This is a genomic window from Klebsiella grimontii, assembly GCF_900200035.1.
In the GTDB taxonomy this organism is placed as follows: Bacteria; Pseudomonadota; Gammaproteobacteria; order Enterobacterales; family Enterobacteriaceae; genus Klebsiella; species Klebsiella grimontii.
The window spans coordinates 243,886-259,369 of record NZ_FZTC01000014.1 but is presented as its reverse complement, the minus strand read 5'-3'; the positions used below and the strand labels follow the sequence as shown (position 1 = coordinate 259,369).

General features: G+C 52.8%; 14 protein-coding genes. 9 read left to right on the top strand and 5 right to left on the bottom strand.

The features are described from left to right. Window positions 1-131: 131 nt before the first annotated feature. The 4 genes from ilvN to KOSB73_RS30620 form a co-directional block, all read right to left on the bottom strand. Window positions 132-623, bottom strand: coding sequence for an acetolactate synthase small subunit (ilvN, locus tag KOSB73_RS06940; RefSeq protein WP_004098573.1), 492 nt, complete (start codon window positions 621-623; stop codon window positions 132-134). 2 nt (window positions 624-625) lie between these two features. Further along, a complete protein-coding gene (ilvI, locus tag KOSB73_RS06935) occupies window positions 626-2,350 on the bottom strand; it encodes an acetolactate synthase 3 large subunit (RefSeq protein WP_004872187.1) in 1,725 nt (574 codons plus the stop codon). A gap of 391 nt (window positions 2,351-2,741) precedes the next feature. After that, entirely contained in the window at window positions 2,742-3,710 is a 969-nt protein-coding gene (leuO, locus tag KOSB73_RS06930; RefSeq protein ID WP_098067380.1) for a transcriptional regulator LeuO, read from the bottom strand. A gap of 370 nt (window positions 3,711-4,080) precedes the next feature. Continuing rightward, entirely contained in the window at window positions 4,081-4,287 is a 207-nt protein-coding gene (locus KOSB73_RS30620) for a hypothetical protein (protein WP_133116562.1), read from the bottom strand. 26 nt (window positions 4,288-4,313) lie between these two features. Between KOSB73_RS30620 and leuL the strand changes: the two genes are divergently transcribed. The 9 genes from leuL to aroD all read left to right on the top strand — a co-directional run bounded on the left by leuL (window position 4,314) and on the right by aroD (window position 14,505). Beyond that, window positions 4,314-4,400, top strand: coding sequence for a leu operon leader peptide (gene leuL / locus KOSB73_RS31480; protein ID WP_009654551.1), 87 nt, complete (start codon window positions 4,314-4,316; stop codon window positions 4,398-4,400). Between the two features lie 95 nt (window positions 4,401-4,495). After that, window positions 4,496-6,067, top strand: a complete 1,572-nt coding sequence (leuA, locus tag KOSB73_RS06920) for a 2-isopropylmalate synthase (RefSeq protein WP_004128923.1) — start codon at window positions 4,496-4,498, stop codon at window positions 6,065-6,067. After that, window positions 6,067-7,158, top strand: coding sequence for a 3-isopropylmalate dehydrogenase (gene leuB, locus KOSB73_RS06915; RefSeq protein ID WP_004872190.1), 1,092 nt, complete (start codon window positions 6,067-6,069; stop codon window positions 7,156-7,158). The genes leuA and leuB overlap by 1 nt, the downstream gene beginning before the upstream one ends. Before the next feature lie 2 nt (window positions 7,159-7,160). Further along, on the top strand, window positions 7,161-8,561 hold the full coding sequence (gene leuC / locus KOSB73_RS06910) for a 3-isopropylmalate dehydratase large subunit (RefSeq protein WP_098140340.1): 1,401 nt from the start codon (window positions 7,161-7,163) through the stop codon (window positions 8,559-8,561). Between the two features lie 10 nt (window positions 8,562-8,571). Continuing rightward, complete coding sequence (leuD, locus tag KOSB73_RS06905) at window positions 8,572-9,177, top strand: 3-isopropylmalate dehydratase small subunit (protein WP_098140339.1); 606 nt, start codon at window positions 8,572-8,574, stop codon at window positions 9,175-9,177. A 405-nt stretch (window positions 9,178-9,582) separates the two neighbouring features. Next, on the top strand, window positions 9,583-11,616 hold the full coding sequence (locus KOSB73_RS06900; RefSeq protein ID WP_064342165.1) for an oxidoreductase: 2,034 nt from the start codon (window positions 9,583-9,585) through the stop codon (window positions 11,614-11,616). 10 nt (window positions 11,617-11,626) lie between these two features. Continuing rightward, on the top strand, window positions 11,627-12,490 hold the full coding sequence (locus KOSB73_RS06895) for a shikimate dehydrogenase (RefSeq protein ID WP_024360304.1): 864 nt from the start codon (window positions 11,627-11,629) through the stop codon (window positions 12,488-12,490). 11 nt (window positions 12,491-12,501) lie between these two features. Next, window positions 12,502-13,716 (top strand): MFS transporter, encoded by a 1,215-nt coding sequence (locus tag KOSB73_RS06890; protein ID WP_098140338.1) that lies wholly within the window; start codon window positions 12,502-12,504, stop codon window positions 13,714-13,716. Between the two features lie 33 nt (window positions 13,717-13,749). Then, window positions 13,750-14,505: a type I 3-dehydroquinate dehydratase gene (gene aroD, locus KOSB73_RS06885; RefSeq protein ID WP_064411294.1), complete on the top strand. Its 756-nt coding sequence runs from the start codon at window positions 13,750-13,752 to the stop codon at window positions 14,503-14,505. A gap of 37 nt (window positions 14,506-14,542) precedes the next feature. Here aroD and KOSB73_RS06880 read toward each other — a convergent pair whose 3' ends face one another. Continuing rightward, a complete protein-coding gene (locus tag KOSB73_RS06880) occupies window positions 14,543-15,439 on the bottom strand; it encodes a LysR family transcriptional regulator (RefSeq protein ID WP_004872203.1) in 897 nt (298 codons plus the stop codon). Window positions 15,440-15,484 lie beyond the last annotated feature (45 nt).

Here is a 15,484-nt window from a genome sequence, read left to right as displayed (position 1 = left end):
GATTCGTTTTTATAACATCTAAGCGCAGAAAAGTAAGTGCAGCAACCGCTTTAGTCCACAGTTCCCACCGATTTCGCAAAAAAATAGCCCGACAGGGGGTGTCGGGCTATTTTTACGTCAGTTTGCGCTGCTCAGCGCATGATTTTGTCGCCACGCGACAATCCGACAACGCCGGAGCGGGCTACCTCAACAATACGAGCCACATCGCGCAGCGACGCTAAAAACGCATCAAGCTTGTCGCTGGTTCCCGCCAACTGAACGGTATAGATAGACGGCGTGACGTCGATAATTTGTCCGCGGAAGATTTCCGTATTGCGCTTGACCTCATCGCGCCCATAGCCGCTGGCCTGCACTTTCACCAGCATAATCTCGCGCTCTACGTGCGCGCCTTGCCCGAGTTCGTTAACGCGCAGAACGTCCACCAGCTTGTGCAGCTGCTTTTCGATCTGCTCAATCGCTTTCTCATCGCCAACGGTCTGAATCGTCATTCTGGATAACGTCGGATCGTCCGTCGGCGCTACCGTCAGGCTTTCAATATTATAACCGCGCTGTGAAAAGAGGCCGATCACGCGGGATAAAGCGCCCGATTCGTTCTCCAGTAATACTGATAATATCCGGCGCATAATCAGGTCCTCTCCGTTTTGCTCAGCCACATCTCGTCCATACCGCCGCCACGAATTTGCATGGGGTATACATGCTCACTGCCGTCAACCGTGACATCGACAAAAACCAGTCGATTGTTACGTACCTGCTCCAGCGCCTCGGCTAGCTTCGCTTCCAGCTCCTGCGGGTCGCTAATACGAATTCCCACATGGCCGTAGGCTTCCGCTACGCGAGCAAAATCAGGCAATGACTCCATATAGGACTGCGAATGACGGCCGGAGTAGAGCATATCCTGCCACTGCTTCACCATCCCGAGATAGCGGTTATTAAGGTTCAGCACCAGCACCGGCAGCTCGTACTGCAGCGCGGTGGAGAGCTCCTGAATATTCATCTGGATGCTGCCGTCGCCGGTCACGCAAATCACCGTTTCTTCCGGCAGCGCCATCTTCACGCCCAGCGCGGCGGGAAGGCCGAATCCCATGGTCCCGAGACCACCGGAGTTAATCCAACGCCGCGGTTTGTCGAAAGGATAATAGAGCGCCGCGAACATCTGATGCTGACCGACGTCGGACGTCACGTACGCATCGCCGTGAGTCAGCCGCCAGATGGTTTCAATTACCGCCTGCGGTTTAATCTTGCCGCTTTGCGTGTCGTATTGCAGGCAGTGACGCGCGCGCCACTGTTCAATCTGCTGCCACCAGTCGCGGATTTCATCCAGCGGCTGCTGGGTCTCCTCGTGTTCGAGCAGCTCCAGCATCTGTTCCAGCACCAGGCGGGCGTCGCCAACGATAGGCACGTCGGCAGGCACCGTCTTGGATATAGAAGTAGGATCGATATCGATATGCAGTACCGTCGCGTTCGGACAGTACCTGGCCAGATTATTTGTCGTACGATCGTCGAAGCGCACGCCAACGGCGAAAATCACGTCGGAATTGTGCATGGTCATGTTGGCTTCATAAGTGCCATGCATGCCCAGCATCCCCAGCGCCTGCTGGTGCGATGCCGGAAAGGCGCCGAGCCCCATCAGCGAAGACGCCACCGGCAGCTTCAGCTTCTCAACCAGTGTATACAGCTGCGGTTCACATTGGGCGTTAATCGCCCCGCCGCCGACATACACCACCGGTTTTTTTGCCGCTACCAGCGTCTGCAGCGCACGTTTAATCTGCCCTTTATGGCCCGACGTCGTCGGGTTATACGAGCGCATGCTAACCGTATCCGGCCAGACGTACGGCAGTTTTTTGGCCGGATTGAGGATATCTTTCGGTAAATCGACGACAACCGGACCGGGACGCCCGCTGGCCGCCAGCCAAAAGGCCTTTTTCAGCACGCCGGGAATATCTTCGGTTTGCTTGACCAGGAAGCTGTGTTTGACCACCGGTCGGGAAATACCCACCATGTCGCACTCCTGGAACGCATCGTAGCCGATTAAAGAGGTCGCGACCTGGCCGGAAAGAATCACCAGCGGAATGGAATCCATATAAGCCGTCGCAATGCCGGTTATCGCGTTAGTCGCCCCCGGACCGGAAGTGACCAGCACCACCCCGACTTCGCCGGTTGCGCGGGCAAGGCCATCCGCCATATGAACGGCAGCTTGCTCATGGCGGACCAGAACGTGATCGATACCGCCCAGGGTGTGTAACGCATCATAGATATCGAGGACAGCGCCCCCGGGATAACCGAATACCTGCTTGACGCCCTGATCGACCAGCGACTGGACGACCATTTCGGCTCCTGACAACATCTCCATGGTTTGCCTCCCGGCTTATTGTTTTTAACGACAGCGGAATCCGATTTCCGCGCGCTCGCACAAGACGAAGCGCAATGGCTTCGTAGTGAGGTGAATAGACTGCATGCCGTTACCATAACTGCTCGCTAACGGGCAGGCAATTGGCGACCGTCGGCGCATAAGAGGCATTAAAAGGATAAAAGAAAGGTTCGCAGGTAAAACACGGTGAAAAACTTCGGAGATAAGAAAATATGATAGTCAATACTCGGGGAAAATAACCAACTACAGCAAATCATCCATTTTTTAACTGACAGCGCGAGAGGCTGAGAAATGCAAACAGAATAAAATTCTACATTTAGTGAATTTTGTCACACAAAGCAGGAGCCGAAGCCCCCGTTTGTATTGCGACCGTTTATCGCTTGCAGATATTCACCAGCAATTCTTCCATCCACTGATGGCCTTTATCACGGCCCGCCGCTTCATGCCAGGAAAGATAGCAGGTACGGCTATTCACTTTCAGCGGCAAAGGTAATATTTGCAAATCCAGCTTATCGGCAAACTCGCTGGCTAACCAGCGCGGTGCGATAGCGACCATGTTGGTTTGAGAAACCACATTTAATACGCTGACCATCGCGTTCCCCTGATAGGCAATACGCGATTGTTTATCAGCAGTGTCGTACCATGGCTGGCTAAATGAGGCGTAACGATCGAGAGCGACAACGGCGTGCTCCTCCTGATAAATATCGTTTTCCATCATCGGGCCAGAAATACGTGGATGTTTACGGCTCGCCACCAAAACCATTTCATCTTTAAATAAAGGCACGCAGGCAAACTCAGGGCGACGAAACTCTTCATAGCCAACGACGAATTCGATTTCCTGATAACGTAATTGATGTTCCGTGTTTTGATTCAATGCCGATTTAAAGACCAAATGAATGTTGGGCGCGATCTCGCCAACTTTATTGAAAATAACCGAAGTCAACGCGTTATCCAGCGGGCTGCAAACGCATAAATTAAACACCCGCTCGCTGCTAAGCGGCTCAAAGCCCGAGCCCGGCAATTCGTTCTGCACTAATTGCAATGCCTGCCGTACAGAACCAAATAGCTGATAAGCGCGCGCCGTTGGCTGGATGCCGCGTCCATAACGAACAAACAGCTCATCATTAAACATCACTTTCAGCCGTGATACCGCATTGCTGACCGCCGGCTGCGACATGCCCAGGGAATGCGCCGCACGGGTGATATTTTGTTCCTGCATAACCGCATCGAATACGGTTAGCAGATTGAGGTCGACCATCCGCAGCTGAGGTTTAGTGTTTTCTACCTCAGAGGTTGATTTATATTCAGTATCTTCTTTTAACATATTTAACTCCACTGTCACGCTAAATTCCCTTTGCCAAAGTGCAGTAATTAATTCTGAAATATCATTTATCATGCATATGACATTTGCAAAAGAGCAAAGATGAATTTTAGGAATATATCAAGGTTATGAGTAGCACCAGAAAATCGGCTTTTAAACCTTCCCGTGACAACCCAAACCATATCGTTTACTTGATGGAATTAAGTGTACCCATAAATATTAAAAATAAACAATAACAGCAACGGTTAACTATAATTTAAGCACTATTACAATATCAATTTAACCCTCCCCTAAAATTCACATTTTATTATCATTGATAATTCACTTTCATATGTATGAACACATTCACAAAACAAATAAATTTAGCGTTTTCATTAAGATATGAAGCTGATCATGCGCCATATCCACGAAGCGGCAATTGAAAATGAAAATTATCAAATGGTGAAATTATCTCAACATGTCCCGATGCCCTAAAAAGGATCATCGGCAAAAAAGCGCGATTGTCAGCACAATTAGCTAATTCCCCTCTCAGGTAAAAAGGCCTTTTCTTCACCCAAGGGTTGACATCAAACCCCATATCCAGTAACTCTAAAAGCATAACGATTTCATCTGGAGCATGACGCAATGATTCGCAGCATTCGCTTTCTCAGCCTACTACTACTAAACGCATCCATTTTGCGCGGTAGGCTGTTGGGCGACGTTCATCGTTAAGTCATCTTCCAGCAAGACTATAAAACCCGCGCCAATGCGCGGGTTTTTTTATGCTCGCAAGCAAGGCGCCAGGACAGAGAACAAGGATCTAAACCATGAGCCAGCAAGTCATTATTTTCGATACGACCTTACGCGACGGTGAACAAGCGTTACAAGCCAGCCTGAGTGTGAAAGAAAAACTGCAGATTGCTATGGCCCTTGAGCGGATGGGCGTTGACGTGATGGAAGTCGGTTTTCCGGTCTCATCCCCTGGCGACTTTGAGTCCGTACAAACCATTGCGCGCACCATCAAAAACAGCCGCGTTTGCGCGCTGGCGCGCTGCGTAGAAAAAGATATCGACGTTGCGGCGGAATCATTAAAAGTCGCAGAAGCGTTCCGTATTCACACCTTTATCGCCACCTCGCCGATGCATATCGCGACCAAGCTGCGCAGTAACCTGGATGAAGTTATCGAACGGGCGATCTATATGGTGAAACGCGCGCGTAACTACACTGACGATGTCGAGTTTTCCTGTGAAGACGCTGGCCGTACGCCGATCGCCGATCTGGCTCGCGTTGTTGAAGCCGCGATTAATGCAGGCGCAACGACCATCAATATTCCGGATACCGTCGGCTACACCATGCCGTTCGAATTCGCCAACATTATCACCGGTCTGTACGAACACGTCCCCAATATCGACAAAGCCATCATCTCCGTCCATACCCATGACGACCTGGGCATCGCGGTCGGTAACGCCCTCGCCGCGGTCCACGCCGGCGCTCGTCAGGTGGAAGGCGCGATGAACGGTATCGGCGAACGCGCCGGTAACTGCTCTCTGGAAGAGGTGATCATGGCCATCAAAGTGCGCAAAGACATTATGAATGTGCACACCCGCATTAATCACCAGGAAATCTGGCGTACCAGCCAGACCGTGAGCCAGATCTGCAATATGCCGATTCCTGCCAACAAAGCGATCGTCGGTACCGGCGCCTTCGCCCACTCTTCCGGTATTCACCAGGATGGCGTGCTGAAGAATCGCGAAAACTACGAAATCATGACGCCAGAATCTATCGGGCTGAACCAGGTACAGCTGAACCTGACTTCCCGCTCCGGCCGCGCAGCGGTGAAACACCGTATGGAAGAGATGGGCTATAAAGAAACCGACTACAACATGGACCATTTGTATGATGCGTTCCTGAAGCTGGCGGATAAGAAGGGCCAGGTATTCGACTATGACCTGGAGGCGTTAGCCTTCATTAACAAACAGCAGGAAGAACCGGAGCATTTCCGCCTCGATTACTTCAGCGTGCAGTCCGGTTCCAGCGATATCGCAACCGCCTCCGTGAAGCTGGCCTGCGGCGATGAGACAAAAGCTGAGGCCGCTAACGGTAACGGCCCGGTGGACGCCATTTATCAGGCCATTAACCGCATCACCGGCTATGAGATTGAGTTAGTTAAATATGACCTGAACGCTAAAGGCCAGGGTAAAGACGCGCTGGGTCAGGTTGACATCGTGGCTAACTACAACGGCCGCCGCTTCCACGGCGTGGGTCTGGCGACGGATATTGTGGAGTCTTCCGCGAAAGCCATGGTTCACGTCCTGAACAACATCTGGCGCGCCGCTGAAGTCGAAAAAGAGTTGCAACGCAAAGCTCAGAATAAAGAGAACAATAAGGAAACCGTGTAATGTCGAAGAATTACCATATTGCTGTTTTACCAGGTGATGGTATTGGCCCGGAAGTGATGAACCAGGCGTTGAAAGTACTGGAAGCCGTTCGCCACCGTTTTGATATGCGCATTACCACCAGCCAGCATGACGTGGGCGGTATCGCCATTGACCGTCAGGGCACTCCGCTGCCTCAGTCTACCGTCGAAGGCTGCGAGCAGGCCGACGCGATTCTGTTCGGCTCCGTTGGCGGACCGAAATGGGAGCATCTGCCGCCCGCGGAACAGCCGGAGCGCGGGGCGCTGCTGCCTCTGCGTAAGCACTTCAAATTATTTAGCAACCTGCGTCCGGCTAAGCTGTACCAGGGTCTGGAAGAATTCTGCCCGCTGCGCGCCGATATCGCCGCCAACGGCTTCGATATTTTATGCGTCCGCGAACTGACCGGCGGCATCTACTTCGGCCAGCCGAAAGGCCGCGAAGGCAGCGGCCAGCACGAGAAAGCGTTTGATACCGAGGTGTATCATCGCTTTGAGATTGAGCGTATCGCCCATATCGCCTTCGAGTCCGCCCGCAAGCGTCGCCACAAAGTAACCTCAATTGATAAAGCGAACGTGCTGCAGTCTTCTATTTTGTGGCGTGAAATCGTCAGCGAAATCAGCAAACAGTATCCTGACGTTGAGCTGTCGCATATGTATATCGACAACGCTACCATGCAGCTGATTAAAGATCCGTCCCAGTTTGACGTTCTGCTGTGTTCCAACCTTTTCGGCGACATTCTGTCTGACGAATGCGCCATGATCACCGGTTCAATGGGAATGCTGCCGTCCGCCAGCCTCAACGAGCAGGGCTTCGGCTTATACGAGCCCGCAGGCGGCTCCGCGCCGGACATCGCCGGTAAGAACATCGCGAACCCGATCGCGCAGATCCTCTCGCTGGCGCTGCTGCTGCGCTACAGCCTGGATGCCGATAGCGCGGCAACAGCGATTGAAAATGCGATCAACCGAGCATTAGAAGAAGGCGTGCGTACCGGCGATTTAGCCCGCGGCGCGGCGGCGGTCAGTACCGATGAAATGGGCGATATCATTGCCCGCTATGTCGCTGAAGGGGTGTAATCATGGCGAAGACGTTATACGAAAAGTTGTTTGATGCTCACGTGGTTTATGAAGCGCAAAACGAAACCCCGCTGCTGTACATTGACCGCCATCTGGTTCACGAAGTGACCTCGCCGCAGGCGTTTGACGGCCTGCGCGCGCATAAACGCCCGGTGCGTCAGCCGGGTAAAACCTTCGCCACGATGGATCACAACGTTTCGACGCAGACGAAAGACATTAATGCGTCCGGCGAGATGGCGCGTATCCAGATGCAGGAGTTAATTAAAAACTGCAAAGAGTTCGGCGTTGAGCTGTATGACCTGAACCACCCTTTCCAGGGCATCGTCCACGTGATGGGGCCGGAACAGGGCGTCACCCTGCCGGGTATGACCATCGTCTGCGGGGACTCCCACACGGCAACCCATGGCGCATTCGGCGCGCTGGCCTTCGGTATCGGCACCTCTGAAGTCGAGCACGTTCTGGCGACGCAGACCCTGAAGCAGGGGCGCGCCAAAACCATGAAGATCGAAGTCAAAGGCAAAGCCGCGCCGGGCATCACTGCCAAAGATATCGTCCTGGCGATTATCGGTAAAACCGGCAGCGCCGGCGGGACCGGTCACGTCGTGGAGTTCTGCGGTGAAGCCATTCGCGATTTAAGCATGGAAGGCCGTATGACCCTGTGCAATATGGCGATCGAAATGGGCGCGAAAGCGGGCCTGGTGGCGCCGGACCAGACCACATTCGATTACGTGGAAGGCCGCCTGCACGCGCCGAAAGGCGAAGATTTTGCCGATGCCGTCGCTTACTGGAAAACCCTGACCACCGATGAGGGCGCGACGTTTGACAGCGTTGTCACCCTGCAGGCGGAAGAGATTGCTCCGCAGGTCACCTGGGGCACCAACCCAGGCCAGGTGATCTCCGTCACCGACATCATCCCTGACCCGGCATCCTTCACCGACCCGGTAGAACGCGCGAGCGCCGAAAAAGCGCTGGCCTATATGGGGCTGAAATCCGGCGTGCCGTTAACCGAAGTCGCCATTGATAAAGTCTTTATCGGTTCCTGCACCAATTCGCGTATTGAAGACTTACGCGCGGCCGCCGAGATCGCTAAAGGCCGTAAAGTGGCGCCGGGCGTTCAGGCGCTGGTGGTGCCAGGCTCCGGTCCGGTAAAAGCGCAGGCCGAAGCAGAAGGTCTGGACAAAATCTTTATTGAAGCTGGTTTTGAGTGGCGTTTACCCGGCTGCTCCATGTGCCTGGCGATGAACAACGACCGCCTGAATCCGGGCGAACGCTGCGCCTCCACCAGCAACCGTAACTTTGAAGGCCGTCAGGGCCGCGGCGGGCGTACTCACCTGGTCAGTCCGGCAATGGCGGCAGCGGCGGCCGTGACCGGTCATTTCGCCGATATCCGTAGCTTGAAATAAGGAAACCATCATGGCAGAGAAATTTACCCAACATACCGGCCTGGTGGTTCCGCTGGACGCCGCGAACGTCGATACCGATGCAATTATTCCAAAGCAGTTTCTGCAGAAAGTCACGCGTACCGGTTTTGGCGCCCATCTGTTTAACGACTGGCGCTTCCTGGACGACAAAGGCGAACAACCTAACCCGGAATTCGTACTGAACTTCCCGGAATATAAAGGCGCCTCTATCCTGCTGGCGCGTGAAAACTTTGGCTGCGGCTCCTCGCGCGAGCACGCGCCATGGGCGCTGACCGATTACGGTTTTAAAGTCGTTATTGCCCCCAGCTTCGCCGATATCTTCTATGGCAATAGCTTCAACAACCAGCTGCTGCCGGTCACGTTGAGCGAAGAGCAGGTCGATGAACTGTTTAAGCTGGTTCAGGCTCAGCCCGGCATTGAATTTGAAGTTGATCTGGAAGCTGAAGTGGTTAAAGCGGGCGATAAATCATACGCTTTTAAAATTGACGCTTTCCGCCGTCACTGCATGCTTAACGGCCTGGACAGCATCGGCCTGACTCTGCAGCACGAAGAGGCGATTTCAGCCTACGAGCAAAAACAACCGGCCTTTATGAATTAAGGCGACCCGCAGTTTATAACCCAGCCCGAACTTCGCTTCGGGCTTTTTTTTCGTCGGAAGAAAATGAGATCTGGCGCACATATATCAATATTGGTCGCCCTGGCAGAACAAATTTTTATCCGTAAAAAATATAAATCATTATCAATTGGGCATCTATTCAATCATTCCCCCACTCTTTTTGTGTCATTCCACAAGTACAAGTAAAAAATCGATTGAAATATTTAAGATAAAAACATGAATATGTAAATTGATTGTTAATCCCATAGAATCCCGCTATAGCTCCACGCAAAAAAAAGCATTATTTTTCTATTAGACCCCTCGTTATCTTTCCCCACAGAGAAATATTAACTTTGGACAGGCCAGAATCGCCGTAAGCGGCAATCAGGCATCCAGTGGAGAGAGCATATGAGCCACTACCCCCATCTTTTTTCCCCGTTGACCATTAACGGAATGACGATAAAAAACCGCATCATCATGCCGCCGATGGGGACCAACCTGGCGAGCCTGAACGGTGAAGTCACCCAGGAACAGATTGACTACTATGAGCTACGCGCGCGGGGCGGCACAGGACTCATCACTATCGAGAATATTTGTATCGATTTTCCTTTCGCCTCTAACGGCACCACGCAGCTGCGTATCGATAACGATCAATATATTCCGCGCCTGTTCAAATTAACCGAAACCTTACATAAACACGGTGCCTGCGTCGGTATTCAATTAAACCACGCTGGCGCTTCAGCCTATGCGTATCGCCTGAATGGTGAAATGCCGCTTTCTTCTTCAAGCACCCCGTCCAAAAAGAACGGTAATATTCCCCGTCCGATGACGCACGACGAGATTTATCATGCCGTCGATAAATTTGGTGATGCCGCGGAACGCGTACGCCGCGCCGGATTCGACTGCGTGGAAATTCACGCCGGCCACTCTTATTTAATTAGTCAGTTTTTATCACCGCTGTTTAATAAGCGCACCGATGAATTTGGCGGTAGCGTAGAGAATCGCGCCAGAATATTAACCTTAATCGTCGATAAGGTACGCGCCTGCGTAGGTCCGCGTTTCCCGGTCAGCCTGCGTATTAGCGCCGATGATTTCCTGGAGGGCGGGAATACGCTCGAAGATTCACTGCGGATCCTCGAACTGTGCGAGGAAAAAGTAGATATTATCAACGTCTCCGCAGCGCAAAACGACAACCTGAATTTCCAGATAGACCAGATGTCTCTGGAAGATGGCTGGAAGCGCTACCTCTCCCGCGCGGTACGTGACAAATTCCACAAACCCACGGTGATTGCCGGCAACATCCGTACCCCGAAAGTCGCAGAAGATATTATCGCCAGCGGCGATGCCGACCTGATTGCCATCGGTCGCGGGCTGATCGCCGAGCCGGAGTGGGTGCAAAAAGTTCAGAGCGGTAACGAACGTTTGATGCGGAAATGCATCTCCTGCAACATTGGCTGCGCGGATCACCGTATCGCCCGCTCGCGCCCTCTGCGCTGCTCGATCAACCCGGATATCATCCACGGCGACGCTTACAAACAGCAGCGCGTGATCCGTGATACCAACGTCGTGGTTATCGGCGCGGGTACGGCGGGAATGGAAGCCGCCTGCACCGCGGCTGAAGTCGGCTGCCATACCTGGCTGCTGGAAGAAAAACACAGCATCGGCGGGCTGGCCAGTGAGATCTCCCTGCTGCCGGAGAAAAAGCGTATCGCTGATTTTCCGCAGTTTATGAAAAACCGTATCGCCTCCCTCGATAACCTGATGCTGCAGGTCGGCAAGCGCGCCACCGTGGCGTCCGTTTCCGCTTTGCGCCCGAATTTAATCGTCAACGCCACCGGTTCAGTTCCCCTGCTGCCGCCGATTGAAGGGCTGCGTGAAAACATCGATGTCGAAGGCGGCAACGTCTTCTCCATTACCAACATGATTCATCATCTGGACCAGTTTGCCGATGCAACGGGTAAACGCATCGCCGTCGTCGGCGCGGGCGCCGTGGGTCTGGACGTTATTGAATACTTCTCCGCGCGCGGCGCCAGCGCCGTGCTTATCGAGATGCAGGACGCGCCGGGACGCGATCTGGACATCATTACTAAAAATGCCATGTTGACCATGCTCGATGAACATCACGTGGAACAGCACATGCGCACGCAGCTGGTTGCCGTCACCCCAACGCATTTCACCGTTAAAAATACGGATGGCGCCTTCGACATTCCTTTTGATTACGGCTTCGTCTGCTTGGGAATGCGCGCCAACACCGCCGGTCTCAATGAGATTGAGCAATGGGCCAGAGCCAATAACGTAAAAATAATGAACATCGGCGACAGCCTGATGGCCCGGCGAATTATTGATGGCGTGCGCGAAGGGCGCAACGTGCTGGATACCCTCGAAGATATGGGGGCTCTCGGCAACCGCGAATCGACAAAAATTCCATTTCTAACATATTGAGGATTTTATCATGGCAGAACGTATTACCGGACACACCGAGCTGATTGGCCTGATTGCGACCCCGATTCGTCACAGCATGTCGCCGACCATGCACAACGAAGCTTTTGCCCATCTGGGGCTGGACTATGTTTACCTGGCGTTCGAAGTGGGTAATGAAGAGCTGAAAGATGTGGTACAGGGCTTTCGCGCGTTAAAACTGCGCGGCTGTAACGTCTCGATGCCGAACAAAACGGAGATTTGCCAGTATCTGGACAAACTCTCTCCGGCTGCAGAGCTGGTTGGCGCGGTGAATACCGTGGTGAACGACAATGGCGTACTGACCGGCCACATCACCGATGGCACTGGATATATGCGCGCGCTCAAAGAAGAAGGCATCGACATCATCGGCAAAAAGATGACCGTGCTGGGCGCCGGCGGCGCGGCAACCGCCCTCTGCGTACAGGCCGCGCTGGACGGCGTCAAAGCGATCTCCATCTTCAACCGCAAAGATAAATTCTTCGCCAATGCAGAACAGACCGTCGCCAAAATCCGTAACAACACCCGCTGCGAGATCCACCTGTTCGATCTGGACGATCATGACAAACTGCGCGCCGAGATCGACAGCAGCGTCATTCTCACCAACGCCACCGGCGTGGGCATGAAACCGTTTGAAGGCCAGATGCTGCTGCCTGACGACAGCTTCCTGCGCCCGGACCTGATCGTGTCTGACGTGGTCTATAACCCGCGCAAAACCTATCTGCTGGAAGTGGCCGAGAAAAAAGGCTGCCGCACCATCAACGGTCTGGGGATGATGCTCTGGCAAGGCGCGCGCGCTTTTGAAATCTGGACAGGCAAAGAAATGCCGGTTGAACACATCAAAAGTATCCTGTTCTAAGGATGGGCGCGATGAAAAATCCATATGTCCCAACGGCAGCTGGGCTCTATCTAAACTACCTGATCCACGGCATGGGGGTGCTATTAATTACCCTCAATATGGCGAATCTGCAGGAACAGTGGGGAACCGACGCGGCCGGCGTCTCCATCGTCATTTCGTCGCTCGGGATTGGCAAGCTCGCCACGATCGTCACCGGATTCCTGTCCGATCGTTTTGGCCGTAAACCCTTTATCTATCTCGGGATTGCCAGCTATGTGGTGTTCTTTCTCGGTATTCTGCTGACGAAAAATATCTATCTGGCCTACTGCTGCGGCATTATGGCGGGACTGGCGAACAGCTTCCTCGACTCCGGTACCTACCCGGCGCTGATGGAATCTTTCCCAAACTCCGCCAGCCGCGCAAATGTGCTGATTAAGGCCTTTGTCTCTGCCGGGCAGTTCCTGCTGCCGTTCATTATCAGCCTGCTGATTTGGGCGAATATGTGGTACGGATGGTCGTTTATTATCGCTGCGGCATTGATGCTCCTGAGCGCCGTCTACCTGATAAAAATGCCGTTCCCGGACCATCGGGCGAAAAAGGAGAGCGCAGAAAAATCGCCGGCTGCCGCCGCTGCCCCACGGGCGGACTCCAGTAAACTGGATATGGTTATCTTTACCCTGTACGGCTATATCGGTATGGCGACGTTTTATCTGGTCAGCCAGTGGCTAGCGCAGTATGGCGAGTTCGTTGCCGGTATTCCTCACGAGTCGGCAATTAAACTCCTGAGCGTCTATACTGCGGGTTCCCTGACGTGCGTATTCGTCACCGCCGCCTTTGTCAAAGAGGTATTTAGTTCAGCCGTCGCCATGATTGTCTACACCTTCCTGTCGATGATTGCATTGCTGATCGTTTGCCTGTTCCCGACGCCAATGGTGGTTACCGGCTTCGCCTTTATCATCGGTTTCTCCGCCGCCGGCGGCGTACTGCAGATAGGCGCGACCATTATGGCCATGAGCTTCCCGAACGGGAAAGGCAAAGCCACCGGGATCTTTTATACCGCAGGCAGTCTGGCCAGCTTTACGATCCCGCTGATCACGGCAAAACTATCGAAGATAGGTATCGCCAGCATTATGTGGTTCGATCTTCTGATCGCTATCGTCGGCTTTGTGATCGCCCTGTACATCGGTTATCGTCAGCTTCAGGTTCGCGCCGCTGCCAGAACATCCCATGTTGCAGCAACCGCCTGATGGTCAATGACAAAAAGAATAATGGATACCAACATGACTCAAGCAGTAACAGTAAAAAACATCACCTTCCAGGAAGGGGAAACCTTAATTTGCGTACCGCTGATCGGTAAAACGCTTGCCGAGCTGCAGACCAACGCTCGCGCGCTGGCTACCGCCGGAGCTGACATTATCGAATGGCGCGTCGATCACTTCACCCAGGTCAGGGAAATTGAGCAGGTCCTGCTGGCGCTGAGTGAAATTCGCCAGCTGCTGGATGCGATCCCGCTGCTGTTCACCTTCCGCAGCAAAAAAGAGGGTGGCGAAACGGAAATCAGCGATGAAGCCTACTTTGAGCTAAATCGCCAGGCGGCCGTCAGCGGTCTGACCGACGTGATTGATATCGAGCTGTTTAACGACGAAGCGCAAATTCGCTCGCTGGTGAATGATGCCCATGCTGCTGGCGTAAAGGTCATCATGAGCAATCATGATTTCCATAAAACGCCGGCCCAGGAAGATATCATCTACCGCCTGCGCCGCATGCAGGATCTCGGCGCTGACCTGCCGAAGATCGCGGTTATGCCGCAGTCGCCGCAGGATGTCCTGACGCTGCTCTCGGCAACGCTGACCATGAAAGAGAAGTACGCCACTCGACCGTTAATCACCATGTCGATGGGTAAATCCGGCGGCGTCAGCCGGGTAACCGGCCGTTTGTTCGGTTCAGCGATGACCTTCGGGACCGTAGGCCAGGCTTCTGCGCCGGGACAAATTGCCATTACCCAACTGCGTGAACTGATGGATATCCTTTCCTGATAAAACATCGCCCGGAGGTCTTCCTCCGGGCATCATGCTAGCGGATTTTTTGACTGTCATTAATAATGACATCTTTAAATGACTGAATAGCTGGAGAAAGTACCCGCTCTTTCATCGTTGCCAGGTAGATATAACGTGGAGGAATCGCATTTTTGATCGTCAGGATATGCACGTTGTAATACGAGAGCGCGGAAATTCGCGGCATAATCGCAATCCCATAATCAATACTGACCAGCCCCGCCATCGCCGTATCCTCATCAACGTAGCAGGCAATATCCGGCACCAGTTTTTGCTGCATAAACACGTTATCAATAAAAGGTCGCAGACCGCTATTTTCTGAAAAATAGATATAGGGGTAGTGGATCGTCTCCACCAGGTCGACTTCATTTTCATAAAGCCTGGCCAGAGGATGATCTTTTGCCGTCACCACCACCAGTTCTTGCTGAATAATAGGAATAAAATCAATATCCGGTTCATCCGCAATATAAGAACAAATAGCCAAATCGCTTTTCCCGGCCTTGAGTTCCTGCAGAAGCGTTAACGACGTACCCTGCGTAAAGGAAAATGTCACATTGTGACGAGATGGTGAAAGTGAATACTTATTAATTAACTGCGGAACAACATACTCCCCCATGGTATAAATAAACGCGATGCGTATATTCTCTTTGTTCTCTGCGCTATTTTTTTGCAACGTCATGCGGCCATTTTCTAACGAGGCCAGCGCATCTTCCACGTAGGGAAGAAAGCGCTTACCGTTCTGCGTAATCTTGATATTGCGCCCCTGCCTAGCGAATAGCGCCACGCCCAGCTCTTTCTCCAGTTCAGATATGGCATGGCTCAGCGAGGGTTGAGTGATAAAAAGGCTGGAGGCGGCTTCAGTGTAGTGCTCGGTTTCTGCCAGCCGCTTAAAATAATAAAGTTGCTTTAGGTTCATTATTTTTGCTCGTATAATATAAGAATAAAACTAATGCCCCTAATA